Source organism: Haloarcula ordinaria (assembly GCF_029338275.1).
GTDB lineage: Archaea > Halobacteriota > Halobacteria > Halobacteriales > Haloarculaceae > Haloarcula > Haloarcula ordinaria.
On the sequence record NZ_CP119789.1, the window covers coordinates 2,585,068 to 2,610,941 of the forward strand.

Consider the following 25,874-nt stretch of genomic DNA (forward strand, 5'->3'; position numbering starts at 1 on the left):
TCCGGTCGTCGGCGGCGGCCCACCGTCGGTCCCTGAATCTCGTGCACGCTCACGGCAACGGGAGCGAGACGCAAAAGTCGTTCGCGCCCGGTCATTCCTCGGCGTCGTCGTACGCGTACCCCTCCAGCGTCTCGAGCGGGACGTCATCGAGGACGTCCTCACTGGTCGCTTCCAGCACGACCGGCGGGGCGACGCCCGCCTCGTGGGCTTCGACCCATCGGGGCACGCAGAGACACCAGGCGTCGCCCGGGTCCAGGCCCGGGAAGTTCAGTTCCGGCCGCGGCGTCACCAGGTCGTTGCCCTGCGCCTTGCTGAACTGGAGGAACTCGTCGGTCAGCACGGCACAGATCTCGTGACGGCCCGGGTCTCGGGCCACCGGGTAGCAGTAGCCGTCGCGCATGAACCCCGTCATCGGGTCGGTCGAACAGGCCGCGAGTTCGCCGCCGAGGACGTTGGCTTCGCTCTCCATACGTCGAGTGCTCGGGTCCGCAAATATAACCGTTCGGTACGGAGTGAAGGTGTCGCACACCGTAGAGACCGATGGCTTCATTCTCCAGCAGGCCGAACCCACGAGCAACAATGCGCGTTCGCGACTGGCAGGACATCATCGGAGACGTGATGGAGAGCAGCGCCGACCCCGGCGGCTGGCGCGCCGTGGGGGGCGACCGCGCGAACGGAATCGGTGAGGACATCTACTTCGGCCATCCGAACGCCGGCGTCTACCAGATGAAGACCTACGCGAAGAACCCCTACGAGGTCCAGGGGGTCGGCACGCAGGTCGCCCGTCGCATCGACGAGGACATCGAGCCGCTGTTCCCCGAGGAGGGGACGGGGCTCTTCGGCGTCCAGCAGGGCGTCGAGGACGAGGACGAGGCCGAGGAGAAGGCCAAGAACTTGGAGACGGTCCTCGAGACGCACGCCGACGCTCCGACCACGCCGCAGGCGCTGATGGAGGACATCATGGACGCCGTCGACTCGCCGGCCTACGGCCCGATGGAGTTCGACCAGTACGACCGCCCCGAGCGGATGGACGGGCTGACAGACACGTTCGAGGAGGCCGAGGAACTGCTCGACGCAGAGTTCGAGGACGTCATCGACGAGGACGTCGACCGGGGGTTCTACTGATGACCGGGGGCCGCTGATGGTCGGACCGTCGATCACCGACTCGGACCGCGAGCGGTTCCTGGTCAGGGTGAAGATCGGCTTCGCACTGCTGGTCGGGGTCTCGATGGGGATGGTTGCCTTCCACGGCGGCGCCGCCCTGCCGGTCGTCCTGGGCATCACGCTCGGGACGTCAGCGCTCGGCGGGGTGTTCGCGTGGGTCGCGATTCCCGATAGCGTCGCCGGGATGCCCTTCGACACCAGAGACACCCGTGCCCGCGGGCCGAAACCGGGGGCGCGAACCAAGCAGCGCCGCCAGGCCGAACAGGGCGAACCGCGACGGGCAGACGGGGACGGGCGCGAGCGACGCGAACGGAACTGACGCACAAGGTGGTCTGCGAGGAATCACGAGACGACGAGCCGGTAGGCTGGCGGTCCTCGAGACGGGGCGAAAGAATCGCAGGGCGTCAGTCGTCCGCCGGCGTCGGGTTGCCGCCGATCTCCGGTCGGACGACGTCTCGGTCCGTGGTCTCGCCCTCGATGTCGTAAGGGTACTCGCCCGTGACACAGCCGAGACAGAGGTCGGCGCGGCTCTCGCCCAGCGCCGCCGCGATGGCGTCGATAGAGAGGTACGACAAGGAGTCGGCCTCGATTTCGTCGCGGATGTCCTCGACGGACTGCCCGGCCGCGATGAGCTCCTCGCGAGATGCCATGTCGATGCCCATGTAACACGGCGAGACGATGGGCGGCGACCCGATCCGGACGTGGACCTCTTCCGCGCCGGCGTCTTTCAGCAGCGAGATGAGCTGTGTCGAGGTGGTCCCGCGGACGATGGAGTCGTCGATGATCGTGACCGACTTGCCCTCGATGGTGGACTTGATGGGGTTCAGTTTCAACCGGACCGCACGCTCGCGTTCGCCCTGCGTGGGCATGATGAACGTCCGGCCGACGTACCGGTTTTTCATCAGCCCCTCGGCGAACTCGATGTCCGAGCCGTCGTCCTGTGCGGCCTCGGCGTACCCCGAGGCGAACGCGCGCCCGGAGTCGGGCACCGGCAGGACGACGTCGGACTCGACGCCCGACTCCTGCCACAGTTTCCGGCCGAGTTCGCGCCGCACCTCGTAGACCAGGTTCTCGTCGATAGTCGAGTCGGGGCGCGCGAAGTAGACGTGCTCGAAGAAGCAGTTGGCCGTCCGCTCGCGCTCGACGAGCTGGTAGGTGTCGAAGCCCGTGCCGTCGGGGTAGAGCACCACCAGTTCGCCGGGTTCGACGTCCCGGACGAGTTCGCCGTCGAGCGTATCGATTGCCGCCGACTCGGACGCGATGACGTAGCCGTCGTCGAGCTCGCCGATACACAGCGGGCGGTTGCCTTCGGGGTCCCGCACGCCCAGCACGGTCTCGTCGTGCATGATGGTCAGCGAGTACGAGCCGTGGATACGGTTCATCGTCCGCTTGACCGCACGGACGAGGTCCTCCTCCAGCAGGTTCCGCGCGAGGTCGTGGGCGATGACCTCGGTGTCACCGTCGGAGGTGAAGGCGTGACCGAGTTCCGCCAGTTCGTCGCCGATCTCGTCGGCGTTGACGAGGTTGCCGTTGTGCGAGAGCCCGAGCGACCCGGACTTGAACGAGACCGAAAACGGCTGGGCACAGCAGGCGTTGACGCTACCCGCGGTCGGGTAGCGGACGTGGCCGATGCCGTTCGACCCGTTGAGCGACTCGAGGTCCCCGGGCGAGAAGGCGTCACCGACGAGACCCATCTCGACGTGGCTGTGCTGCTGGAAGCCGTCGTGGGTGACGATACCGGCCGATTCCTGGCCGCGGTGCTGGAGGGCGTACAGTGAGTAGTAGAGGGGGCGGGCGGCGCTACGCTCTTCGAGGGAGATACCGACGACGCCGCACTTTTCGTGCATTTGTGGGGAGTGTCAGACCGTTACTCGCCGGCCTTTGACTGCCATTCGTAGCCGCGTCGTTTCGCCGACTTGCCGAAGCCGCACGACGAACAAACCTTCTTTTTTCTGTGATAGGACTTTTCGCCACACCGTCGACATTTGGTGTGTGTCTTGGTGTTCTTTTTCCCCTGGCTCGGAGTTCCTGCACCAGTCATGGATTAATCGAAACGACGTTATCCCCGCGTATAATCGTTGTGTCTTCGTCCTCGATGACGAGGTTCATGTGCTGGTCGTAGCCGGTCAGCTCCCCCTCGAATATCTCGCCGCCTTTCAGCTGCACGGTGACCTCTTCGCCCAGCGACGCTTCGAGTACGTCAAGCGGTCGTCCACTCATGTTCGGAACGGATAGTGATGGCCGCTTAAACGTACCGCTTGCTCGCTTGTTCGCGAGCGCTCGGGACCGCTCAGATATCGACAGCGAACGGGGCGTGAGCGTCGGCCACGCTGGCGAACCCGGCGAGCAAGTCGGCCAGCGCGTCAAGGTCGTCCGGGTCGATTACCTCCACCGGGGTGTGCATGTAGCGGTTCGGGAGGCCCACGTTCACCGAGGGGATGCCATCACGCGAAGTGTAGAAGGCGTCGGCGTCCGTCCCGGTTCGCGTGCCCGTCGCCTGCAACTGGACGTCGATGTCCTCGGTGTCGCCGACCGCGCGCAGGGCCTCGACGACGACCGGGTGGTTCGCGCTCCCACGGGAGACGACTGGCCCGGCGCCGAGCTCGACGCCGCTCGACCGTTTCCCGGGCGATTCGGGGGCGTCCGTCGCGTGGGTCACGTCTATCGCGAGCGCGGCGTCCGGCGCGAGGTCGAACCCGACCATCTTCGCGCCCTGCAGCCCGACTTCCTCCTGGACCGTCGAGACGGCGTACACCGTCGCGTCGGTACCACGTTCGGCGGCCCGGCGGAGCCCCTCGGCGGCCGCCCAGATACCGATGCGGTTGTCCATCCCGCGCGCGGCGAGTCGCCCGTTCGCAAGTTCGCGAATCGCCTGTGTGAACGTCACCGGGTCGCCCCTGTCGACCAGTTCCGCGACCTCGTCGCCGTCTGTCGCACCCACGTCGACGTACTGCTCGGCGATCTCGGCGACGCTCTCGTCGTCGGGGTCCCGGAGGTGGATAGCCGTCTGGCCGACAACGCCGGCGACCGGCCCGTCCGCGGTGTGGATGGTGACGTGTTGCCCGCGCGTGACCGTCTTGTCGGACCCGCCGATTCGACTGAGTCGGACGAAGCCGTCGTCGGTGAGGTCACGGACGATGAAGCCGATTTCGTCGCCGTGACCCGCGAGCGCGACGGACGTGTCTCCGCCCTCCAGTTTCGCCACGGCGTTCCCGTAGTCGTCGGTTCGGACCTCGTCTGCGAACTCGCTGACGTAGTCGACCCAGACCCGCTGGCTGTTCGTCTCGTAGCCCGACGGACCGGGCGTCTCGAGCAACGACTCGAGGAACGCACGCTGTGGTTCGTCCATGCTCCGCGTTGGAACCCCGCTGGTATGAAAGGACGGCACGGGGCAACCGATAAGGTCTGTCGGAGAGAACTACCAGTATGGTGAACGTTACGCTGTTCGAACTTCATCTCGAAGGTGCTCGATTCACTGCCAACGCCCCCTATAGCGGGGAGAGTGAGGAAGCAGCCGACGACGAGGAGGTAGCGGTCGATGACGATGACACCGGCGGCGTCCCGGTCGGTCTTCTCGTCGTGCTCGGTGTCCTCGTCGCCCTCGTCTCCGCCGTCGCGGCGAAGAAAGTACTGGGTGGCGGCGACGGCGCCGACGAGTTCGCCGAGTAACAGGTCAGTCCGTTAGACTCCTCGGGACCTCGCGGACGTCGGCGGCGATAGCTCTGGCCCTGAACGCAGCCTCACATGTACATCCGGTCTTCCGGGTAGTCGCGGCCGGACGCCTCGCTCTCCTCCATCGATTGTAACCGGGTCGTGAGTTCCTCGTAGTACTGCTTCATCTCCTCGGACCGTGCCTCGAGCTCGGACTCGTCGACTTCGAGCCCGTAGAGCGATTCGAGCGCGTCGAGGAACCGGAGTGCGGCCTCGAAGTCGGGGCCCGGCGGGTGCGTCGGCGTCGTCAGAACGCCCGTCGGCGGAACCCGCCCGTCGAGACTCTGCACCAGGAACTCACTGACGAAGCCCTCGAAGAATCCGCCCGCGAGGGGTCTGATTTCACTCGAATCGATTCGACGAGTCCGGAACTCGGGGGTCCCGACGTGGAAGACGACGTGCTCGTCGGGTCCGTGGGGGAACGGGACCCCGTGGAGGAGACAGACCTCCTCGAATCCGTGGTCGGTGACCCAGGCGGCCACGCCGTCGGCGAGTGGTTCGCCCGCCCAGACCGGGACGAATATCTCGCTGATGAGCAGCGAGATGTCGGACTCGGTGGCTGAATACAGCCGCATCGGGTTGCGCGGTTCGCCGTCGGTGAAGGGCGTGATGTCCGGTAAGTTCCGGGTCCTGACGTGGCCGGTCTGTTCGGTGAGCGTATGCGTGACCAGGTAGTCGATAGCCGTCAGCCCCGCGAGTCCGAGGTTCGCCGTCCCGACGATGAGCGTGTCGCCCACGTCGACGCCGGTGTCCGTCTCGATGTCGAACGATGGTACGTCTGTCGGCATGTGTCTTGACTATCGCTTGTTACGATGATAAGTGTCACTGCCGGAGCGTATGGCGTCGAACGAGAAACAGGTCCGGGCCGATTGTGGGTCGGCGAGGTTTAGACAGGGCCGACTACGGCGCGCGGAAGACCCGTATCGTGTCCCGCTTGGTCGGCTCGTGAATCACCTGTGTGAACCCGAACTCGTCGAACACGTGCTTCCAGTTGCGGTAGTACAGCGGGAACTCGTCGTCGACGTAGCTTACGGCGGTCTCGCCACGGCCCCGTTCGGGACTGTTGCCCTCGTTTTCGGCGGTCATGAGGATGTCGCCGGCGACGCGGGCGACGTCCTCGAACACCCACGTGTCGTCCGGGTGGATGTGCTGGAGCGTCTCGACCGAGTAGACGACGTCGAACGCGTCCGCGTCGTACTCGGGGAGGATGTCCTCTATCGCACCGGTCCTGAAGGTCCCCGTCTCGGCGAGTTTCGGGAAGGCATCGGCCATGACCTCGAAGGAGTCGTCGTTGATGTCGATGCCGGAGAGATGCTTGAATCCGTGTGAACGCAGGTGTTCGAGGTGGCGGCCGGAGCCACACCCCAGTTCAAGGATCGCGGCGTCGGTCCCGACGTAGTACTGGAGGGTTTCGAGGATGGTCTCACTGACTTTGTTGGGACCGAGTTCGGCGTAGTACCGCGGGGAGAATCTCCCGGAGCGACCGGCCCAGTCGTCACGGACTTCGTCGGGGTTCATACGAGACCGGACGCAGCGACGCGGTAAGTGTCCCGCGAAGTCGCGGGCACGGTCACACCGGCACGGCGTAGACCGTCCGCAGCGCCATGAGGACCACCAGTGACGTCACGAACACGCCCGACAGCAGGAGCCCGTAGTTCGCGATGGTGCTGTCGGCCGTCCACAGCTGCAGGGAGTAGTGCGACTTGGAGAGCGGCGTGAACGGCGTGACGCCCATCGGCGTCATCGCGTCGCCGGCGACGTGACCGAGGATGCCGACCGTCGCACCGAGCGCACCGACGACCGCACCCTCGACGGGTGTGTAGGCCCCTATCGAACCAGCCGTGACGTAGAGCAGGCCACCACAGACGACGCTGGCGGCGAGTGCGGCCCAGACCGTATGAGTGATGCCACGGTGCGAGACGAGCGGCAGTCGGTGGTCGAGGTCTGGCGTCGTCGCGAGCCCGACAGCCAGCCCCCAGCCGACCATCGACAGGAGGGGCTCTCGCAGGAGCAGCAGCGCGGCGCCGACGGGTGCATAGAGGAGGAGATTGAGTCCGTAGTGACCGTTCCGGTACATGCTCTGGCGGAACACGGCAGCGGCCGGATGAAAGCGTTGTGGCTCTCTGGACGACCGCGGACCGAAAGCGCGACCCCGGAGTAAGTGACCGTTGAATCAGCCTGGTGGCACGCGCGGCGGTTCCTTGGCCACGTTGTCGATGAAGGGTCCAGGATAGGGAGCGACAGTAATGGTTCTAATTTAACATGTTTGCCGTCGTAGCCCACAGACAGAGGCACAACAATGACACTACTCGAAGGCAAGACGGCGGTCATCACCGGCGCTAGTTCAGGTATCGGTCGCGGTATCGCACGAGGGTTCGCCCAGCACGGGGCCCGAGCAGTCGTCGTTGCCGACGTCCGCGAGGAACCGAAAGGCGAGGGGCCGCCGACCCACGAACTGGTCAGCGAAGAGTCGGACACCGAGGCCGCGTTCGTCGAGTGTGACGTCACGAACCGGGCGGACCTCAGGGAAGCGGTCGAAGCCGCCGAGGCATCCGGCGGCATCGACGTGATGGTGAACAACGCCGGCATCTGGCACGCCGAGGAGTTCTTCGACGTCTCTGAGGAGGACTATCGGCAGATGCTAGATATCAACCTCAAAGGAGCGTACTTCGGTTCGCAGATCGCAGGCGAGCACCTCGTCGAGAACGAGGACGGTGGGTCTATCATCAACATCTCCAGCATCGCCGGCCTCTTCGGGAACGGTGACTGGCCGACCTACGCCGCGTCCAAGGGCGGCCTCACGACGTTCACCTACTCACTGGCCCACAAGCTCGGGGGCGACGGCGTGCGCGTCAACGCCATCCACCCCGGTGGGATTCAGACGATGATCGGCGGGGAAGTGACCGACGAGGAAGCGGCCGCAGAGCAGGCCCAACAGTTCACGCAGATGGTCCCACTCGGGCGCTACGGCCAACCCGAGGACGTGGCCGGCGCTGCGACGTTCCTCGCGAGCGACCTCGCGAGTTACGTCACCGGCGAATCGCTCGTCGTCGACGGCGGTTGGACGAGCTGGCGGTAACCCGCGGTCGGACCGGTGACCGAATCACGGACGGTGAGTTGCTTGTTCGGCCCTCCCCAGTGAGGGGCGGGTTTGATGACAGTCACCCGGCTAGGAGGAGTATGGACACAGACCGACTCCTCGAGCTCGTCCCGCACTACCTCGCCATGTTGTTCCTGGTGTTCCTGGTTCTCACGGTCGTTCGGATGGCCGTCGGTGACATCGGGTTCATCGCCGAGTTAGCGGTCGTTACCGTCGTCGTCTTCGCGTATCGTCCTATCGTGATGCGACTCGGTGTGGGACCAAGCGCGTGGGAGTGAGCGGGACAGACAGGCTGCGGCCGATTACTGGCTTTCATCGGACTGGGACGGACGGGCTCCCAGCCGCGTCTCGATGCGCGTGCCACCCGAGCCGCTCTCGGTCAGCCGCATCTCCCAGCCGTGCGACTGGGCGATCTGTCTGACGATCGGCAGGCCGAAGCCAGTGCTGTCCTCCGCGGTCGAATAGCCCCGGTCGAAGACGTCTTCGCGTTCGGGCTCGGGAATCCCGGGCCCGTCGTCCGCGACGTAGAACCCGTTCTCGAGTTCACCGACGGTAATCGTCACGTCCTCGCCCCCGTGCTCGATAGCGTTTCGGATGAGGTTCTCGAAGAACTGCTGGAATCGGCTCTCGTTGGCCTGCACTGTCCGGTCGGTCGCCAGATCGAGCGTCGCGTCTCTCGTGTCGATGGTCCGCCAGCAGGTCTCGACGATGTCGTCTAGCCGGACCGCCTCACGGTCGGTGACCTCACCACCTTCACGGGCCCGCCGGAGGAGGTCGTCGATCAGCTCCTCGCCCCGCTCGATGGCGTCGCCGACGGCATCGAGGTGTTCGCTGTCACACTCCGACCGTGCGAGCTCGAGCTGCCCCGAAGCGACGTGCAGCGGGTTCCGCAGGTCGTGGGACGCGTTGCTGGCGAACTGTTCCAGCCGGCTGTTCTTCTCCTCGAGTTTCGCTTCGTACTCCTTGCGCTCGGTGACGTCCCGCGAGAACCCGATGACGTGGGTCTCGCCGTCGTCTGTCCGGAACGGCGTCAATCGAAGCTCCAGCGTGTCGATACCGTAGGGGACGTTCGGATGGAGTTCGATTCGAACGTCCGCCTGGTCGCCGCTAGCGATCGCTTCGATCGCCGACTCGACGTCTTCCAGTTCACTCTCGGTGAGCGTCCCGAGGTCCCGTTGCACCGAGACGTGTTCGCCGACCCACCCGTCGAACGGGATGCCCGAGACGTCGACCACGCGTTCGTTCACGAACCGCACGTTGCCGGACTCGTCGAACAGATAGATGCCGTCTTCGGTGTTCTCGACCATCGCCTCGTATCGTTCGAGCTCTCGCTGTCGGTCCCGCTCGTCGGTGAGGTCCCTGCTAATCACGACGAAACGGTCCTTCCCCTCGAAGGCGATACGGCTGACGTGGACTCTGACCGGAAGTGTCGACCCGTCTTTCCGCTCGTAGGCGCCCTCGAACTCGCGCTGGGTGCCGACCTCCATCCCCTCCCAGAGTGAGTTCGCCGCCTCCGGGTCGATGCCCTGGTCCAGCTCCCAGACTTTCATCTCCGTCAGTTCCGACTTGTCGTATCCCGTCTTCTCGCAGAGTCGCGGGTTCGGTTCGATGATGTTGCCCGCGTCGTCGTGGATGTTAATCATCACCGGCGAGTTGTCGAACAGCGCTCTGAGGCGAGCAGTCGTTCGCTGCAGCTGTTCCTGCCGTTCCTTTCGGTCGGTGATATCCTGGAACTGCGAGAATATCGCCACGACGTCACCGCTCTCGTCGGTGATGATTCGGTTGTGCCACTCGCAGGTGATTATCTCCCCGTCCTTCCGGACGTTCCTGTCGATGCTGTGGTAGCCGCCTTCGGCCTCTGCCAGCGCCGAGGTCACCTCGTCGACGTTCTGGTGGCTGGAGGTAGTGACGATTTTCTCCCACGTTTCTCCCTTCAGCTCGTCTTCTGTGTACCCCAGAATCTCCTCGCCGGCGGGGTTTAGCCCGACGATCTCGAAGTCCTGGTCGTATTCGAGAACGCCGAGCGGCGACTGTTCGACGAAGAGCTCGAGGCGCTGCTGGCTGGCTTCGAGTTTCGTCTGTGACCGGAACTGGTCGACGGCGTTCCCGATTCGGTTGGCGAGGACGGTGTACTGCTCGCCGCTGGTCCCCTTCTGTAGGTAGTCGGTGACTCCCGCGGAGATGGCCTCGCTAGCGATCTCCTCACTCCCCTTGCCCGTGAACAGAATGAACGGGAGGTCGGGGTAGTCGCTCCGGACCGCCTCGAGGAACTCGATACCGTTCAGGTCCGGCATATCGTAGTCGCTGACGATACAGTCGACGTCGGCGCCGAGTCGCTCTAAGCCCTCGGCCGTACTCGTGGCCGTATCGACGGTGAACCCGGCGTTCTCTCGTTCGAGAAAGGTTGCAGCCAGGTCGAGCAGCTCCGGGTCATCGTCGACGTGAAGGACACGTATCGGCGCTGACGGCATATTCGACCTCTTTTTCTGCTCAAGACTGTAAATAATGACTGGATGGCTATCACGTTTGAGATTTTCCGTCAGTCACGATGCGTGGTTGGTCGACCGGTACCGCCTTGATTCGGGTCGGGTGCAATAGCGCGTCCCGAATTCTGTACCAGCCGCTCGTGAAGTTCTTCGAGCCAGACCACGAGCGCTGCTGCCACCAGTTCGACCATCGAACGACGCCCCGTATCGAATCAGAACCGGCCAAACTGATGGTCAGTTTCCGCAGAATGCTTCGCGTTGGGTAACTCGTTGCCAGTAGAAACGCTATTTTATGTCCAAATAAGAGTTAGTTAGCACTAAATTAGTAATATATCTCAATAGAGGGCGTTTGTATAAGATATATTGGGATATACCGAGAGTTGAGAGTTTTTTGAATACTATTTGCGACTATATACTGGCAATTTAATTTCGTCAATGCCAAATCGGTGTAGGAAATGAAAAACATGGTTAGAAAATGATTGGCCAGAGACAACCTATCCGAGGCATAAACGTGGGGGCGTCGATGGGTGGCTCTACGAGAGGTGCCGGGAAGTTCGGGGACAGTGCGCCGCGTCGACAGCCTACAGTTCGACGCGCTGCCCTGTCTCGGCGGCGTCGTAAATCGCCTCGATGGTCCGCACGTCGGTGAGTCCGTCCTGCCCGTCCGGGTCCGGGTCGGTGCCGGTGAGGACACAACTCGCGAAGTACTCGAACTCCTCGTCGATACCGGACACCTCGCTTCCCTCGAGCGACAGCGTCGAGCCGTCTCTCGTGAGATGGAACGTCCGCTGGGCTTCCGGGAAGAACGCCGGGTCGATTTCGAGTTTCCCCTCTGTGCCGACGAGCACGAACGTGTCGTCCAGGTTCGCGCCGTAGCTCGACGCGACGGCAGCACTCATCCGGCCCGGGAACGAGAGCTGGAAGGAGATGTGCTCCTCGACGCCCGCGTAGCGCTCGTCCGACGTCTTCGTCTCTGCCTGTACCGCGACCGGGTCCTCGTCGATGAGGTATCGCAGCGTGTTGATCGGATAGATGCCGATGTCGACGAGCGCACCACCCCCCGCCAGGTCCGGGTCGAGTCGCCACTGGTCCGCGTCGGCGTCCCGACCCAACAGGGTAATCGAGAAATCGCCGATGGCGTACACAGGCGTTCCGATGACGCCGTCCTGGACCAACTCACGCATCCGACGGATGCCCGGTTCGGCTTGCTGGCGGTAGGCCGTCATCAGCGTCACGTCGGCATCGGCACACGCCTCGACCATCCGCTCCGTACGTTCGGCGGACACCTCCAGTGGTTTCTCACAGAGGACGTCCTTGCCGAGCGCGGCGGCCGCCTCGACGTGTTCGAGGTGGAGGGCGTTCGGGGTCGAGACATACACTGCGTCGTACTCGTCGGCGGCGGTGCCGTCCTGGAAGTCGCTGTAGCCGATGACGTGGTCCGCACCGACCGCTCCGGCGAGGCGGTTCCCCTTCTCCGCGTCCCCGGTGACGAGAACGCTCGCCGTACAGTGCTCACCCTGCTCGATTGCAGGCAGCGCGAACTCCTCTGCGAACCAGCCACAGCCGACCACGGCGAAGCGGACCTGCTCATCCGGTGCCGGTGTCTCCCAGTTCCGCCCGGTGAAGCCTTCGAAGTATGATTCGACGTCCATCGTTCGCTACTCGTTGAGCGACCCTTCCGCCCAGAACGCTTCGCCAGGCTCGGTCTCGAAGACGGCACGGTTGAGTACGTCCATCGACTTCTCGATGCCTTCACGGGTGCTGGTCAGGGAGTCCTCGTGCTCCACCGAGAGGGTCCCGTCGTACCCGGCCATCCGGAGTTCGCTCACGATGTTCTTCCAGTACTGCTCGCCGTGCCCGTAGCCGATGGTCCGGAACAGCCAGGACCGCTCCGGTTCCTTCGTGTACATCTTGGGGTCCTGGACGCCCTTGAGCTTCGAGACCGGTTCGTTGAGCTTCGAGTCCTTCGCGTGGAAGTGATGGATCGCGTCGTGCTCGCCGAGATACCGGATCGTCTCGGGAATGTCGACGCCGTGCCAGAACAGCTGTGACGGGTCGAGGTTCGCCCCGATGTATTCGTTGGTCTCCTCGCGGAGGTCGATGAGCCCCGTAGGCTCGTATATCATCATGTTCGGATGCATCTCGATGCCGATTTTCACGTCGTGCTCGGCGGCGAGGTCACCGATTTCCTGCCAGTAGGGAACGGTCTTTTCCTCCCACTGCCACCGCCAGGCTTCGTTGTGCTCGGAGGGCCACGGCGCGGTGATCCAGTTCGGCACGTTGTCGTCGGGACCGCCGGCCGGCAGGCCCGAGAAGGCACAGACGACGTCGACGTCGAGCTGGTCCGCGAGTCGAATCGACTCGCGGAGGTCCGTGTCTGACTGTTCGGCCTTCTCCTCGTCGGGGTGGAGCGGATTGTCGTGTGTCGAGAGGGCACTGATGTGAAAGCCGTAGTCGTCGAGCGTCTGATGCAGTTCGGCCTGTTTGTCGGGGTTGTCCAGATACTCGTCGCGGGGCAGGAAGTCCTGCCCGAGGACGCCACCGGAGCCGAGTTCCACGGCCTCTGCTCCCAGGCCGTCCAGGTATTCGAGTACCTCTTCTAGCGTCTGGTCCCCGAAGGGAACCACGTTACAGCCAATCTCCATAAGTACGTGTGAAACATCTCAACAGGGTATTATAATCATTTCCCCGTTACGTTGACATTCCTATAGGTATCCACCGAGCGGGCTCGGTGGGACCGATAGAAGGATGGCTGCGCCTCCCGTTTCGGTTGCCGATGGTGGGTGGCCGCAGGACTCGAGACATCGTCGGCTCTCACGGGCGAGCGGAGCGCCTCCCGGTGAGCGAACGAGTCCGGATGTCAGCTGTCAGACCGCATCTGCGTCCTGCATGTACGCGTCCATTTTCTCTGCGAGCGCCAGCGCGAACGCCTCGTCGTTGACGTTCGCGTCCATCTCGATCAGTTCGACGCCCTCGTCGACCGTGTCTCTGAGCGCGTCGAACAGGGCGGCGTCGGCCTCGGAGTCGAAGAAGTCCTCGCCCTCGACGTCGAGCATCGAGACGCCACCCAGCGGCAGATAAAGGGCAGTCGGCCCGGTCGCCGCGTTGAGTTTTTCGGCGATGATCGTGCCGATGGCCTCGTTTTCCGCGGGCGTGGTCCGCATGAGTGTCACCTGCGGATTGTGGACGTGGAAGGTTCGCCCCTCGAACTCCTCGGGCACCGAGTCTCGCGGCCCGAAGTTGACCATGTCGAGCGCGCCAGTCGAGACGACCTGGGGGACACCCGTCTCGGCCGCGGCGTCGAGGCGGTCCGGGCCCGCAGCGAGGACGCCACCGACGTGCTCGTCGGCCCACTCCGTCGTCGTGACGTCGAGGACACCGTCGATGATCCCTTCACGTATCAGGTTCTCCATTGCCTGCCCACCGGTGCCCGTCGCGTGGAAGACGATGGTCTCGTACCCGCGCTCCTCGAGCCACTCGCGGGCTGTTTGCACGCAGGGCGTGGTGACGCCGAACATCGTGATGCCGATGGTCGGACGGTCCTCGACCGCGACGTCGGCCTCGTTGGCGACCATCCCCACCATCGCGAGCGCCCCGTTGGCGATAACGGTGCGAGAGAGCTGGTTCAGTCCCTCGATGTCCGCGACGGAGTACAGCATCGCGACGTCCCGGGAGCCGACGTAGGGCTCGGTGTCCCCGGACGCCATCGTCGAGATCATCAGTTTGGGAACGCCGACGGGTAGCGCGCGCATCGCGGACGTGGCGATAGAGGTGTTCCCAGAGCCGCCGAGTCCGAGCAGGCCATCGAGGACTCCATCCTCGTAGAGGCGCTGAACCACCGCGGCGGCGCCCTCGCCCATGACGGTCATCGCTTCACCGCGATCGCCCGACCCCCGAAGCGCTTCGAGAGTACTCCCGGCAGTTTCGGCTACTGCCGCCGCCGTCGTGTCCGGTTCGATTTCGGGGTCGCCCATCACGCCGACGTCTATCAGGTGGACGTCCACACCCTGAGCCTCGATCACGTCCCGGGCGAATCCGATCTCCTCGCCTTTCGTGTCGAGCGTACCGATGATACCGACGCTCATCGGCCCGTCACCCGTCTGGCAGTCGACGTCATCCCATATCGATCTCCTTGAACTCGCGTGCCTGGTTCTCGATTGCTTCCTCGGTGGGGAGCCGTTCGATGCTGGACGCGCCGAAGAAACCTACGACGCCCTCCGTGTGTTCGAGGACGTACGCAGCGTCGTCGGGCCATGCGATGGGACCGCCGTGGCAGATGACCAGCACGTCCTCGTTTACCTCCTTTACCGCGTCGTGGTGGGCCTGCACGCGCTCGGCTGCCGCTTCCAGGTCGAGGGCGGTTTCCGCGCCGATGTCACCGGACGTCGTCAACCCCATGTGAGAGACGACGACGTCTGCCCCGGCCTCGGTCATCGCGCGGGCCTGGTCTTCGGTGAACACGTACGGGCAGGTCAACATCCCCTGGTCGCTGGCCTCGCGAATCATTTCGACCTCCTCGTCGTAGCCCATTCCGGTCTCCTCCAGGTTCTTCCGGTAACTGCTGTCCTCGTCGATCAGCCCGACCGTAGGGAAGTTCTGCACGCCGGAAAAGCCCCGGCGTCGGAGGTCCTCGATGAACACCGGCATCTCGCGGAAGGGGTCGGTCCCGTTGACGCCAGCGAGCACGGGCGTGTCCTCGACGACAGGGAGCACCTCGTTGCCCATCTCGACGACGATCTCGTTAGCGTCGCCGTAGGGCAACAGACCCGCGAGGGACCCGCGGCCGTTCATCCGGTAGCGCCCCGAGTTGTAGATGATGAGCAGGTCGACCCCACCCCGTTCGGCGAACTTCGCCGAGATACCGGTCCCCGCGCCCGCGCCGATGATCGGGTCACCGCTGTCGACAGTCGATTGTAGTCGCTCGAGGGACTCTCGCCGTTGGAACTTCATTGTCGTTACCATCATCGCCTGAACGATGCTTGAAGATTGGGGTGCTCGCACCCTCGAAGGGCCCCCTCTCTTGCACTCGCGCCGCGTCACGTCAGCGGACGGTCTCTGACCAACGCCGGTCCAACGACTCGTTCACAGAGACGGTCAGTCCGGTGTTTCACCCGGCGGGACGACTGTTGAGTCCTGGCTGTGGCGGATTTCGGCTTCCGGTCCGGGTGGGCCGTACATTGCCAGAAAGCGGAGCGGCTCCCAGGACGTATTCGTTGTACTGTGTTCGACCCCGGCCGGGATGTAGACCATCTCTCCCGCGGACACCGTTCGTTCCTCCTCGTCGATCATCTGGATGCCCTCGCCGTTGAGGAAGAAGAGGACTTCCTCGCTGTCGGGATGCGTGTGCCGCTCGTGGCCCTCGCCGGGTTCGAGGACGACCAGCCCAGCGCTGAACGTCTCCGCGCCCGTGGTTTCCGGCGTGCTGAGCCACTTGAGGGTGCCCCAGTCCAGGGTGAGTGTCTCGATCGACTCTGGCGAGATGAACCGTTGACTGTCGGTCATGATGGATAGAGTATCGCCACAAATTTTCATAAGTGTTTGGGGCACGACCGACGACGGTGCGCACCGAGCGGGGTCGCGGGATGTGCCCCCGCCACATTCAGTGACGGTATAGAGGGGGGGGTCGAGAGGGCGTGAAAACCCTGAAACCGTGGGTGTCTGGACGATAGCACCGAGAACGAATCGGTCGGCTACCCGGACATATTCTCTATCATTGAACAGTCTGAAGAGTTACTCGTAGGCGCCTTGTGGTGACCACCCTGCGAGCGTTCCGGTCCGAATCCGGTCACAGGGAGCGGATCGGCCGGCTATCCGGACACATTCTCTATGATTGAATAGTTTGAAGAGCCAACAGTACAATGGGCCTGTATGGACCAGGACGCGAGACATCCGGTCAAAACACTCGAAAAGACCGTGACCATCGTAGAGACGCTGCAGGAGATGGGGGCGGCTCCGCTGCGCGAGATCGCGTCGGAGCTGGATATGAACAAGAGCACCGTCCACAACCACCTCAGTACGCTCCGCGAGCACGGGTACGTGGTGAAAGACGAGGACAACTACGAATTGAGCCTGCAGTTTCTCACGATCGGTGGCGTCCTCAGGGACGACATCGAGTTACTCGAGGCGGCCCGGTCGAAGGTCGACGATTTGGCCGCGGAGACCGGAGAACTCGTCACGCTCGCGACGGTCGAACGCGGTATCGGTGTCGTCCTCTATCGCGCTCCGGGTGAGGACGCAGTCGACCTCGACAACCACATCGGGGCCCAGGAACCCCTGCACAACTCCGCGCTCGGAAAGGCGATTCTCGCTCACATGCCGACCGAGCGCGTCGAGGAGATAATCGCGGAGCGGGGGCTCCCAGGCGAGACACCGAACACGATAACCGATCCAGAGACGCTGAAGGCGGAACTCGAGACCATCGCCGACCGGGGCTGGGCGTACGACGACGAGGAGCGCTGGCGTGGCCTCCGATGTGTCGGCGCACCCATCTGCACCGACGACGGCGACGTGAAGGGCGCGGTGAGTATCTCGGTCCCCCGCAGTCGGATGGCGACTGAAGAGGACCGCATGGCGTACGGCGACGCGGTCAAGAACACGGCCAACCTCATAGAGCTCAACTTCATCTATTCGTAAGCGACGTGTGGCTGCCGGCCAGTTCGCGGTTGTGACGCTGTCACCCCAACGGTACCACATGCCTGGATAGCGTGACTCGTTGTGCGTGGTTTTCGACCGTCAGCACCCCGGACAGTTCGTCCACACTATCTGCACCTCTCGGAGCTGTCCGCACGGTTGTGATTCGAGCGTAGCTATCGCCCTGTGTCGAAGCGCGTGCCGACATCGGCGACTGTTGTCGCGTTCAGCCAGCGGGGCCGGCATCCGTAGCGGTCGACCGTTCCGACAGCGGTGATACCGGGCGCGATAGGTCGTCAGGTCGGCATTCGATACCACTCCCGACCTGTCCGTGCTCCCCCGACCCGAGCTGCCCGGCGCCAGCACTGTGCTCTCTCCGGGACTACCGGCGACTCAGGCGAAGTACCGTTTGAGTGCGGCCAGCCCGTCCTCGGCGAGTGTGTCCTGGCTCTCTGCGAGTGGGCGCCAGATCGCAGCAGCCCGCGCGATGCTCTCGACCTCCGGCGTGAACGACTCGATCACTGCCTGGTCGTCGTACCCCACGTCGTCGAGCGCCTCGACCACAGACGGCCAGTCGATGGTATCGTTCCCGGGCGCACCACGGTTGTTGCCACAGGCGTGGAAGTGAGCGAGTCTGTCGCCCGTGGCCCGGATCGCATCGGCCAGGGAGGTCTCCTCGATGTTCATATGGAAGGTGTCGAGCAGGATCTGACAGTGGGGATGATCGACTCGGTCGACCACCTCGATCGTCTGTTCGGCGGTGTTGAGGAAGCTCGTCTCGAACCGGTTGAGGGGTTCGACGCAGATGGTCACGCCGCGCTCGCCCGCGTAGTCCGCGAGGTCGGCGAGTTGCGTCGCGACGTCTTCGACGGCCTGTTCGCGCTCGTCGTCGCTCATCCGCCAGGTACGCCCGACGGCCGAGTACGCGGGTCCGACCACGCGGTCCGACCCGATTGCGGCGGCGGCATCCACGCTCTGGCGGATGTACTCCCGGCCGTTCTCGCGGACCACGTCGTCGTCGTGTAGCAGGTCACGCTCCTCGGACATCGCTAGGACCACGCTACTGTCGAGGTCATGTCGGTCGAGGCGGTCCCGCGTTTGTTCGTAGTCGAACCCACCCGGTTCTTCGAGCGGGAACTCCACGACGTCGAAGCCCATCCGAGCGGCCTGTGGAACCCGCTCGGCAATGCGGTCGTCTGTTATCGGTGCTCCCCAGACCCAGAGGTTGATTCCGAACTGCATCATCATAGCCGTTCGCGGACGTCCATGTTAAAGCCTCGCGTGGCCGGTACCGTCGGACGACCCGTGGCTACCCGAACCTGGCGAGTGCGGAGACTTCGAGGTCGGGGACGTGCACCCGAACCCCGACCGGCCGACAGGGAGCCAAGCGACTTACTCGGGCACCCAGTCGACGTCGGCTTCCTTTCGCAGCAGGCCGTCCTGGAGCATGGTCACGGCCTTTTCGAGGCCCTCGGTGGGCTCTGCGAGGCCGTCCTCCCACTCGATGCTGAGCACGTCGTCGTAACCGACCAGTCGGAGCGTGCTGATGATGTCGCGCCAGGCGTCCTCGTCGTGGCCGTAGCCCACCGAGCGGAACATCCAGGCGCGTTCCTCCTCGCGGTCGAAGTCCTTGTTGTCGAGGACACCCTCGATCTCGGCGTTCGAGTCGTACACGCGGACGTCCTTGGCGTGCACGTAGTGGATGGCGTCGTGGTCCGCGAGGTAGCGAATCGCCTTCGGGATGTCGATGCCCTGCCACCAGAGGTGGGATGGGTCGAGGTTCGCGCCGACGCGCTCGTGGGTGCGCTCGCGCAGTTTCACCATCCCCACCGGGTCGTACACCATCATGTTCGGGTGCATCTCGATGGCGATGTCGACGCCGTGGTCGTCGGCGAAGGCCCCGAGGTCGCTCCAGTACTCGGTCGCGACCTCCCACTGGTAGTCACGCGCCTCCGCGTGTTCCTGTGGCCACGGGAAGGTGACCCAGTTCGGCGTCGAATCGTCCGGCGAGCCTGCGGGCAGACCCGAGAACGTGATGATGCGGTCGACGTCGAGCTGGGACGCCAGCCTGATCGTCTCACGGGTTTCCTCGTCGACTCTCCGCTGTCGCTCCTCGTCGGGATGGAGGGGGTTGTCGTGGACCGCGAGTCCACAGATTTCGAGGTCGTGTTCGTCGAGTTCGGCCTGGAGTGCGGCCTGTGCATCGTCGTCGTCGAGCAAGTGGCCCCGATCGATGTGGTCGGAGCCGATCAAGCCACCAGCACCCAGTTCGACGGCGTCGACGCCGAGTGTTTCGAGGAAGTCGAACGCGTCCGAACGGTCCATGTGCCCGAGCGGTTGGGCCGTGAGTACGCCTAGTTGCATACAGACGACGATTGGATTGAATATGCAAAATAGCTATCCCCCGCCACCCGCCTACCCGTCCGATCGACCCGGCCTGGCAGCAGACTCGCGGGCAGAGAGGGGCCCCATCGTCAGTCTCTGACGGGGTAACATTAATGCGGCTGGTAGTTCCTGCTTCGACTATGCGTGTGAAACACCGCATTCGAGTAGCGTCGTCGGCCGGCAACTACGGTACCGAGCGAGGTGGGCCCTCGTGACTCTGTCCGTCGGTATGCTGGGGTATCGGTTCATGGGCAAGGCCCATTCGAACGCCATGGCCAGGCTCCCGATGTTCTTCCCGGATGCGCCGGCGGTCGAGCGGGACGTCCTCATCGGCCGCGACGAGACGGCGCTGGAGGACGCCGCCGACCAGCTGGGTTTCAGCAGAACGTCCACGGACTGGCGGGACGTCGTCGACGAGGTCGACGTCTTCTACAACCTGGGACCGAACAACGTCCACGCCGACCCCTCGATCGCCGCACTGGAGGCGGGCGTCCCGGTCCTCTCGGAGAAACCCCTGGCAGCCACGCTCAAGGACGCAGAGCGGATGGCCGACGCCGCCGAGAACGCCGACGTCCCGTCGGCGGTCGCGTTCAACTACCGGTACGTTCCTGCCATCCGGTACGCCCGGCAGCTCATCGCGGACGGCGTCTTGGGCGATATCCATCACGTGCGAGCGAATTACCTGCAGGATTGGCTCGTCGATCCGCAGGCGCCGTGGTCGTGGCGCAACAGTGCGGAGGTAGCCGGGAGCGGGGCACTCGGCGACCTTGGTGCCCACTCGATCGACCTGGCACAGTTCCTCCTCGGGGAGGACATCGCCCGCGTGAGTGGCCACCTTCGGACCTTCGTCGACGAACGGCCGGTACCCGGCGCGGACGGTGGTGGACTGGACGCCGCTGGCTCTGACGCGGTCGAAACCCGTGAGGTGACCGTGGACGACGCCTACTCAGCGCAGGCGGCCTTCGAAGGCGGTGCGATGGGAACCTTCGAGGCCACGCGGTTCGCGAACGGGCAGAAGAACGCGCACACGATTGCTATCAACGGATCCGAGGGGAGCATCAGGTTCGACCTGGAACGACTCAACGAGCTCGAGGTCCTCCGTGGTGAGAACCGCGGGTACGAGACGGTGCTGGTGACCGACCCCGACGACCCCTATATCGACCACTGGTGGCCGCCGGGCCACGTCATCGGCTGGGAACACACCTTCATCCACGAGGATTACGAGTTCCTCAGCGCGGTCGCGGATGGCGAGGAATACGCGCCGAGCTTCCAGGACGGACTCTCGGTCCAGCGGGTCCTGGACGCGATCGAACGGAGCGACGAGACTGGCCGCTGGGTCGACGTCTGAGAACCCTCGGCTCACTGTTTTCTCGTGCCGGTAAGTACACGGTGATATCCAGGGCTCGACACCACGACTTTGCGACTCCGCTCCCCACCGATGGGAGGGGGCGCTACAGACCCGCGTCACTCGAATGCGATCGTCGGAAACAGAGACGAATTCCGGGCGAAATTACGGGACCACGCTCTGTTCCCCGCCATCACCGCGACGAGAAACGTCATACTTAATTTATAATAATTTATTTATGCTAGGCCGTACACTTTCCGAACCGGTATGGAACCAGACGATGTTATCGAGGACGGGAGATTCGAGATCGAACTTGGCAAGGACGTGTCACGTCGGAAGGTGATGGCACAACTCGGTGCGCTGGGTGCCGCCACCGGACTGGCAGGTTGTAACGCCTTGCTTGGCGACCAGGAAGACGGCGGTGACGGTGGTGACGGGAGCGATGGGGGCGGGGATGGCGGTTCCAACGGGGATGGAAATGCCAGTCCGCCTGCCGACTTCGAATTCTCCCGGCATCCTGCCGTCGCACCGCCGGAGTGGGACGGGTCCAAGACGGAGAGTGGCGCTGGCGACGCCGAGCGAACTGCCCCCTTCGTCATCCAGAGCATCGACAACGCGTTCTTCGTGCCGCTGATCTGTGGGTACCAGGACGCGCTCAACCAGTTCGGCTGGAACGGGTCGGTCACCGGTCCCTCGGGTGCCACCGCGGGCGACCCCTCGGCACAGATTCAGATCCTGAACACGCAGGTCGACAACCTCGATCCAGGTGACGTGCTCGTCACGACGGTCCTGGACACGACAGCGTACAACGACGTACTCCAGCGAGCACTCGATAACGACATCGTCGTCATCAACGGACACACGACCCCCGCGACGAATCCGCCGGAGGGTGCGCCGTGGAACTACGAGACGATGCAAGAGGAGTTCAGTTACCGGGACCAGGCGATGATTATCCCCCACGTCGGGATTCGCGACGCCCGTGGTGGTGCCGCGATGGCGGCGGAGGCGTACGAACGCCTCCAACAGACGTTCCCAGACAAGGACGAACTCACTGTCCTCATCACGAACGAACTTCCGGACAACCCGGCCGTCACCCGTCGGGTGAACGCGAACGCTGAGAGCACGGGGACCGCCCAGCGATACTTCGAGGCACAGAGTAACCCGTCGGTCAGCCTCTACAACGACCAGATCATCAATCCGCCGGCGAACATCGCCGAGGCACAGACCGAGATCACGAACACGATCTCGGGCCAAGACGTCGACGGCGTCATCTGCTCGGCATTCTGGGGTGCAGTCGGTGCGGGCCAGGCACTCGACGCCGGCGAAATCGAGGGGCCGATGGTTATCTGTGGATTCGACCTCGTCAGACCGTTGCTCAACGGGATCAACGACGGCTTCATCGACTTCACAGTCGGGCAGGACCCGTACAGTCAGGGCTTCATGAACGTGCCCCTGGCGTGGATGTACGTCAACCGTGGAATCGAGATGAAAGACATAGAGTGGGGCGTCTCCGTCTGGGACGAGGAGAACGTGCCCTTTGCCCTCGAACGCCGCTCGTGGGCCGACCTGCAAAGCTGGCAGAACCAGAACTACGACCTGGGATAACACACCCTGCAGCGGTGGATTTATATCTCCGCGATTTGCTTACTAGCCATGGCAGACGCTGATTCAGACTCAGTCGAACCTGCAGTCGAATCGGATACGGGTGTCGGCGACGGCGGGCAGGTAACGCTCCAGACGAAAGACCTCACGAAGTACTTCGGCGCTATCGAGGCAGTCAAAGACGTCAGTCTAGAGCTTCACCAAGACGAGATCCTGGCCATTGCCGGGGACAACGGCGCCGGGAAGTCGACCTTGATCAAGATGTTGTCCGGTGTCCTCCAGCCAACCCGTGGTGACATCTTTCTCCGATTACGAGGTGAGCTGCGCAAGCAGTATTTTTCCTCGTCGAAGGACGCGATGGACGCTGGCATCGCGACGGTGTACCAAGAACAACATCTGACGCCAAATGCGGCGAGTTTCGCGAATATCTTCCTCGGAATGGAACCGCTGAAGGACGGCCCCCGTGGGTGGCTGCTTCGGCAACTCGACCGCAAGTACATGATCAATGAGAGCCGGGACCTGCTGAACGAGATCGGGTTCGACTTCGATCCGCGCTCGCCCGTCAACGAACTCTCTGGCGGGCAGAAACAGGCGGTTGCGGTCGCCCGTGCACTCATCCGAGACCCGCCGATTATCATCCTCGACGAGCCGACGTCCGAAGTTTCGACCACCGGGACCGACAAGATCATCGACCTCGTCCGTGGTATCCCAGACGGTGAGAAGTCGGTCATCCTCATCTCGCACAAGATCGACGTCGTCGTCGACGTCGCCGATAGGATCGCCGTTATGCGGGACGGTGAGATCGTGGATGTCCTCGACACCAACCGAGACGACATCGAGCGGATGGACATCGTCGAGCGGATGCACCGCGAACGCGAGCGGTAGACGCCCAGTCACTCTGTGGGGACTCCTCGTCACACCAGTCGCGACCTGGATCGTCTCTTACCTCATCAAAAATTATAAACCGCTCCTCTGTAGTTATCTCTGTAGGTGTTATAGTACGTGGCAACAGAGTCACAGACAGTCTGGTCGCGTGTGGGGTCTTCCCTTGAATCGCTATTCGATCGGCGTGAAGGCAGTGTGTTGTTCGGCCTGATCGTCATCTTCCTACTGGGAGCGTTTCTTAGCCCCTCACGCTTTCTCACGCTGAACAATCTGGCGGGTGTGCTTCGACAGGCAGCGACGACTGCGTTCATCGGCTTCGGCGTTGCCTTGCTGATGATTACGGCCGAGTTCGACCTTTCAGTAGGGTCGATGTACGGTCTTTCGGCAGCGTTTACGGCACTCATCATCGGTAGCAGCGAACTGGGTCTCGATCCCCTGTTCGCGGTCGTGCTCATCCTTGTCTTTGCCGCTATCTTCGGAATCACACAGGGGCTGATCGTCGTGAAGATGGGGCTGCCGTCGCTGATCGTCACTATCGGGACCCTGACGCTGGTCCGGGGTATCCAACGGATCTTCCTCGGCGGCACCACGGTTGCTGCGGCGTCCGAAGACATCGGCATCCTCTGGTGGATCGGTGGCAACATCCAGATACCGACGATATCGTACCAGATACCGGGCATTCACGACGACGTGAACACGTTCTCACAGTTCCCGATACAGATCCTCTGGATCTTCATCCTGCTCGGCGTGTTCCACTACATCCTCAACTACACGCGATTCGGCGCCCACGTGCGTGCGACGGGTGACAACGTACAGTCGGTCGACACGACCGGTATCGACCCACAGATGATCAAACTCGGCGCCTTCGCGCTGTGTTCGATGATGGCCGCGTTCGCCGGAATGTCCTATCTCGCACGCTTCGGCTCAGTGTCGTCGGGTACTGGCAACGGGCTCGCACTGATTGTTATCGCAGCCGTCGTCCTCGGTGGGACAAAACTCACGGGTGGCGAAGGATCGATGGTTGGGGTCGTGCTCGGTGCCGTCGTCCTCGCCATCGCGAACAACATCCTGACGCTAATCGGTCTTAACATCAGTGGCTGGAACGGCGTTATCCAGGGTGGATTCATCATCGCGGCCATCGGCCTTGACGTGATCTTCAAAGGATTCAGCTACGATCTCCTCAAGCGATGGTACTTCGACCCCATCTCGGAGTTGGTTCGATCCCCCCACCACTTCTTCGACGAGGTCTCCGAACAGATGACGACCAGCGAGATGTTCGGCTTCCTCGCTGTGACGATCGGCGTTACCGGAGTCCTGACCAACCTCCTCGCGTTCGTGTTCAGCCTCGCCGGCGGCGGCGGAGAGTTCAGACTGTTACTCGAGGGTGGGTGGCCGGAGACGATGGCTCAGGTGTACCTCTTCCTGGCAGCCATGGCGTTTGTCGGATTCTTCGCTCTCTCGGCAGCGAACAAGTTCTTCGACGGCACCGGAGACTCGGTGAGCACCCTGCTCACGATAACGTACGGTCTCATGGCTGCCCCACTGTTCGCCATCCCGTTTGTCACGCTGGGCTACGACATTGCCATCGTCGGCACGTCCCTGCTCACCGCGCTCCTCCTGGCGATTCCGGCGGTAGTGGTAATCTCGCGCACCGTGTATGCCGGCATCACGACCACCCACGGGTTGCCAAGCAGAAAGGCCCTCGGTAGCCTCGTCATCATGCACCTGCTCTGGCTCTCGGCAATGGTGTTCGTGGGAATCGGGCTGACGTCCGAGACGATGATTCCGATCTGACCCCCACAGAGCCACACCGTTTTTCACTCCGTTTCTAAACGACATCACGCGCCGCTCGACCTCTGACTGAGTCCACGTCCCGGACCGTACTGAGATCCCACGCGACACCCTGCTGGGCCCTGTCGAGTTCGCTAGATATTCTCCAATGCGAAATGGCGCGTGGAGCGCGGCCCTGGCCTGCAGTGTCGATGTCCACGAGACGTCCCGCGTGAAACCGGCAGTGACCGGTCTATGAGATGGTTTACCAAACAGGAACCTCGGTGATGGCGGAACAGTGCTGTGAGTTCACAGTCGAATCGAGTATGTAGCATTCCGTATTAGAGAACGAACAGGTATTGGCCTCTCTATATCACCAGGCTATCAGCCAGAATCTAATGACACGAGTGTCCCGGAAGGGGGGCGCGACATCTAAATCACAGGTGTACGCTCGTTATATTAGGGCCAGACCACACGTTCGTCGCGTAACTTCTCCAGGGCCCGTCCACAGCGGCCCACGTGACGGAGTGTCAAGAGTAGGGAGATGGGTACCGACTCGATAGCGTTCACGAAGACGGTCTCCTAGCACAGATAAGCAGCGAGATGTAGTATCAGACCGACAGGTGCTCGATACGCGTTCTTTGCCCAACCGAAGATAACGCCCCGAGTCTTTTCTAACGGGATCATCGTGCTCGACGTGTCGCTCCGCTTCGTTCTTCGATACTGAACAATATTTCTGCGGCAACAGGCTTGGAAACTTATACGTGACGAGTCGAACGACCGCGCCACTACAGCG

Annotated in this window: 26 protein-coding genes; 10 read left to right on the forward strand and 16 right to left on the reverse strand. The window is 63.2% G+C overall.

The genetic code is table 11. From position 1 onward, the window contains the following. Positions 1-91: 91 nt before the first annotated feature. Positions 92-469 (reverse strand): DUF2237 family protein, encoded by a 378-nt coding sequence (locus tag P1L41_RS13615; RefSeq protein WP_276296274.1) that lies wholly within the window; start codon positions 467-469, stop codon positions 92-94. 110 nt (positions 470-579) lie between these two features. On the opposite strand from P1L41_RS13615, the gene P1L41_RS13620 reads away from it, so the two are divergent. Together P1L41_RS13620 and P1L41_RS13625 are read left to right on the forward strand one after the other, a co-directional pair. Further along, complete coding sequence (locus P1L41_RS13620) at positions 580-1,125, forward strand: hypothetical protein (protein WP_276296275.1); 546 nt, start codon at positions 580-582, stop codon at positions 1,123-1,125. Between the two features lie 16 nt (positions 1,126-1,141). Next, entirely contained in the window at positions 1,142-1,483 is a 342-nt protein-coding gene (locus P1L41_RS13625) for a hypothetical protein (RefSeq protein WP_276296276.1), read from the forward strand. An 85-nt stretch (positions 1,484-1,568) separates the two neighbouring features. Here P1L41_RS13625 and purF read toward each other — a convergent pair whose 3' ends face one another. The 4 genes from purF to P1L41_RS13645 form a co-directional block, all read right to left on the reverse strand. Continuing rightward, positions 1,569-3,011, reverse strand: coding sequence for an amidophosphoribosyltransferase (gene purF / locus P1L41_RS13630; protein ID WP_276296277.1), 1,443 nt, complete (start codon positions 3,009-3,011; stop codon positions 1,569-1,571). Positions 3,012-3,031: 20 nt separating this feature from the next. Next, positions 3,032-3,205, reverse strand: a complete 174-nt coding sequence (locus P1L41_RS13635) for a 50S ribosomal protein L37e (protein ID WP_276296278.1) — start codon at positions 3,203-3,205, stop codon at positions 3,032-3,034. Continuing rightward, complete coding sequence (locus tag P1L41_RS13640) at positions 3,202-3,384, reverse strand: LSM domain-containing protein (RefSeq protein ID WP_276277755.1); 183 nt, start codon at positions 3,382-3,384, stop codon at positions 3,202-3,204. The genes P1L41_RS13635 and P1L41_RS13640 overlap by 4 nt, the downstream gene beginning before the upstream one ends. A gap of 70 nt (positions 3,385-3,454) precedes the next feature. Continuing rightward, positions 3,455-4,513 (reverse strand): M20/M25/M40 family metallo-hydrolase, encoded by a 1,059-nt coding sequence (locus tag P1L41_RS13645; protein ID WP_276296279.1) that lies wholly within the window; start codon positions 4,511-4,513, stop codon positions 3,455-3,457. A 77-nt stretch (positions 4,514-4,590) separates the two neighbouring features. On the opposite strand from P1L41_RS13645, the gene P1L41_RS13650 reads away from it, so the two are divergent. Further along, on the forward strand, positions 4,591-4,833 hold the full coding sequence (locus P1L41_RS13650; RefSeq protein ID WP_276296280.1) for a hypothetical protein: 243 nt from the start codon (positions 4,591-4,593) through the stop codon (positions 4,831-4,833). Positions 4,834-4,904: 71 nt separating this feature from the next. Here the strand turns inward: P1L41_RS13650 and P1L41_RS13655 are convergent, their stop codons facing one another. The 3 genes from P1L41_RS13655 to P1L41_RS13665 form a co-directional block, all read right to left on the reverse strand. Next, complete coding sequence (locus P1L41_RS13655) at positions 4,905-5,663, reverse strand: proteasome assembly chaperone family protein (protein WP_276296281.1); 759 nt, start codon at positions 5,661-5,663, stop codon at positions 4,905-4,907. Between the two features lie 112 nt (positions 5,664-5,775). Continuing rightward, entirely contained in the window at positions 5,776-6,393 is a 618-nt protein-coding gene (locus P1L41_RS13660; protein WP_276296282.1) for a class I SAM-dependent methyltransferase, read from the reverse strand. A gap of 52 nt (positions 6,394-6,445) precedes the next feature. Continuing rightward, on the reverse strand, positions 6,446-6,952 hold the full coding sequence (locus tag P1L41_RS13665) for a metal-dependent hydrolase (RefSeq protein ID WP_276296283.1): 507 nt from the start codon (positions 6,950-6,952) through the stop codon (positions 6,446-6,448). A 222-nt stretch (positions 6,953-7,174) separates the two neighbouring features. Between P1L41_RS13665 and P1L41_RS13670 the strand changes: the two genes are divergently transcribed. Next, positions 7,175-7,954 (forward strand): SDR family NAD(P)-dependent oxidoreductase, encoded by a 780-nt coding sequence (locus P1L41_RS13670; RefSeq protein ID WP_276296284.1) that lies wholly within the window; start codon positions 7,175-7,177, stop codon positions 7,952-7,954. A 101-nt stretch (positions 7,955-8,055) separates the two neighbouring features. Then, positions 8,056-8,253, forward strand: a complete 198-nt coding sequence (locus P1L41_RS13675) for a hypothetical protein (protein WP_276296285.1) — start codon at positions 8,056-8,058, stop codon at positions 8,251-8,253. A gap of 24 nt (positions 8,254-8,277) precedes the next feature. On the opposite strand, the gene P1L41_RS13680 is transcribed toward P1L41_RS13675, so the two are convergent. The 6 genes from P1L41_RS13680 to P1L41_RS13705 form a co-directional block, all read right to left on the reverse strand. Then, positions 8,278-10,446, reverse strand: a complete 2,169-nt coding sequence (locus tag P1L41_RS13680) for a PAS domain S-box protein (protein ID WP_276296286.1) — start codon at positions 10,444-10,446, stop codon at positions 8,278-8,280. A 596-nt stretch (positions 10,447-11,042) separates the two neighbouring features. After that, positions 11,043-12,113, reverse strand: coding sequence for a D-xylose 1-dehydrogenase Gfo6 (gene gfo6, locus P1L41_RS13685; protein ID WP_276296287.1), 1,071 nt, complete (start codon positions 12,111-12,113; stop codon positions 11,043-11,045). A 6-nt stretch (positions 12,114-12,119) separates the two neighbouring features. Then, on the reverse strand, positions 12,120-13,106 hold the full coding sequence (locus P1L41_RS13690) for a sugar phosphate isomerase/epimerase family protein (RefSeq protein ID WP_276296288.1): 987 nt from the start codon (positions 13,104-13,106) through the stop codon (positions 12,120-12,122). 222 nt (positions 13,107-13,328) lie between these two features. Continuing rightward, complete coding sequence (locus P1L41_RS13695; RefSeq protein ID WP_276296289.1) at positions 13,329-14,546, reverse strand: Tm-1-like ATP-binding domain-containing protein; 1,218 nt, start codon at positions 14,544-14,546, stop codon at positions 13,329-13,331. 28 nt (positions 14,547-14,574) lie between these two features. Next, on the reverse strand, positions 14,575-15,411 hold the full coding sequence (locus P1L41_RS13700; RefSeq protein WP_276296290.1) for a phosphoenolpyruvate hydrolase family protein: 837 nt from the start codon (positions 15,409-15,411) through the stop codon (positions 14,575-14,577). A 144-nt stretch (positions 15,412-15,555) separates the two neighbouring features. Beyond that, positions 15,556-15,963 carry a cupin domain-containing protein gene (locus P1L41_RS13705; protein WP_276296291.1) on the reverse strand — a complete coding sequence of 136 codons (408 nt, stop codon included), beginning with the start codon at positions 15,961-15,963 and terminating at the stop codon, positions 15,556-15,558. A gap of 366 nt (positions 15,964-16,329) precedes the next feature. Here P1L41_RS13705 and P1L41_RS13710 point away from each other — a divergent pair, with 366 nt between their 5' ends. After that, positions 16,330-17,094: an IclR family transcriptional regulator gene (locus P1L41_RS13710; RefSeq protein WP_276296292.1), complete on the forward strand. Its 765-nt coding sequence runs from the start codon at positions 16,330-16,332 to the stop codon at positions 17,092-17,094. Positions 17,095-17,484: 390 nt separating this feature from the next. Here P1L41_RS13710 and P1L41_RS13715 read toward each other — a convergent pair whose 3' ends face one another. Both P1L41_RS13715 and P1L41_RS13720 read right to left on the reverse strand, forming a co-directional pair. Further along, positions 17,485-18,336 (reverse strand): sugar phosphate isomerase/epimerase family protein, encoded by an 852-nt coding sequence (locus tag P1L41_RS13715; protein WP_276296293.1) that lies wholly within the window; start codon positions 18,334-18,336, stop codon positions 17,485-17,487. 147 nt (positions 18,337-18,483) lie between these two features. Then, positions 18,484-19,455, reverse strand: a complete 972-nt coding sequence (locus P1L41_RS13720; RefSeq protein ID WP_276296294.1) for a sugar phosphate isomerase/epimerase family protein — start codon at positions 19,453-19,455, stop codon at positions 18,484-18,486. A gap of 232 nt (positions 19,456-19,687) precedes the next feature. Between P1L41_RS13720 and P1L41_RS13725 the strand changes: the two genes are divergently transcribed. The 4 genes from P1L41_RS13725 (at position 19,688) to P1L41_RS13740 (ending at position 25,102) form a co-directional block, all read left to right on the forward strand. Then, positions 19,688-20,824 carry a Gfo/Idh/MocA family protein gene (locus P1L41_RS13725; protein ID WP_276296295.1) on the forward strand — a complete coding sequence of 379 codons (1,137 nt, stop codon included), beginning with the start codon at positions 19,688-19,690 and terminating at the stop codon, positions 20,822-20,824. A gap of 264 nt (positions 20,825-21,088) precedes the next feature. Next, the gene (locus tag P1L41_RS13730) at positions 21,089-22,426 is read left to right on the forward strand and encodes a substrate-binding domain-containing protein (protein ID WP_276296296.1); all 1,338 of its coding nucleotides are present in this window, start codon (positions 21,089-21,091) and stop codon (positions 22,424-22,426) included. Positions 22,427-22,474: 48 nt separating this feature from the next. Beyond that, complete coding sequence (locus P1L41_RS13735) at positions 22,475-23,308, forward strand: ATP-binding cassette domain-containing protein (protein WP_276296297.1); 834 nt, start codon at positions 22,475-22,477, stop codon at positions 23,306-23,308. A gap of 279 nt (positions 23,309-23,587) precedes the next feature. Next, entirely contained in the window at positions 23,588-25,102 is a 1,515-nt protein-coding gene (locus P1L41_RS13740) for an ABC transporter permease (RefSeq protein ID WP_276296298.1), read from the forward strand. Positions 25,103-25,874 lie beyond the last annotated feature (772 nt).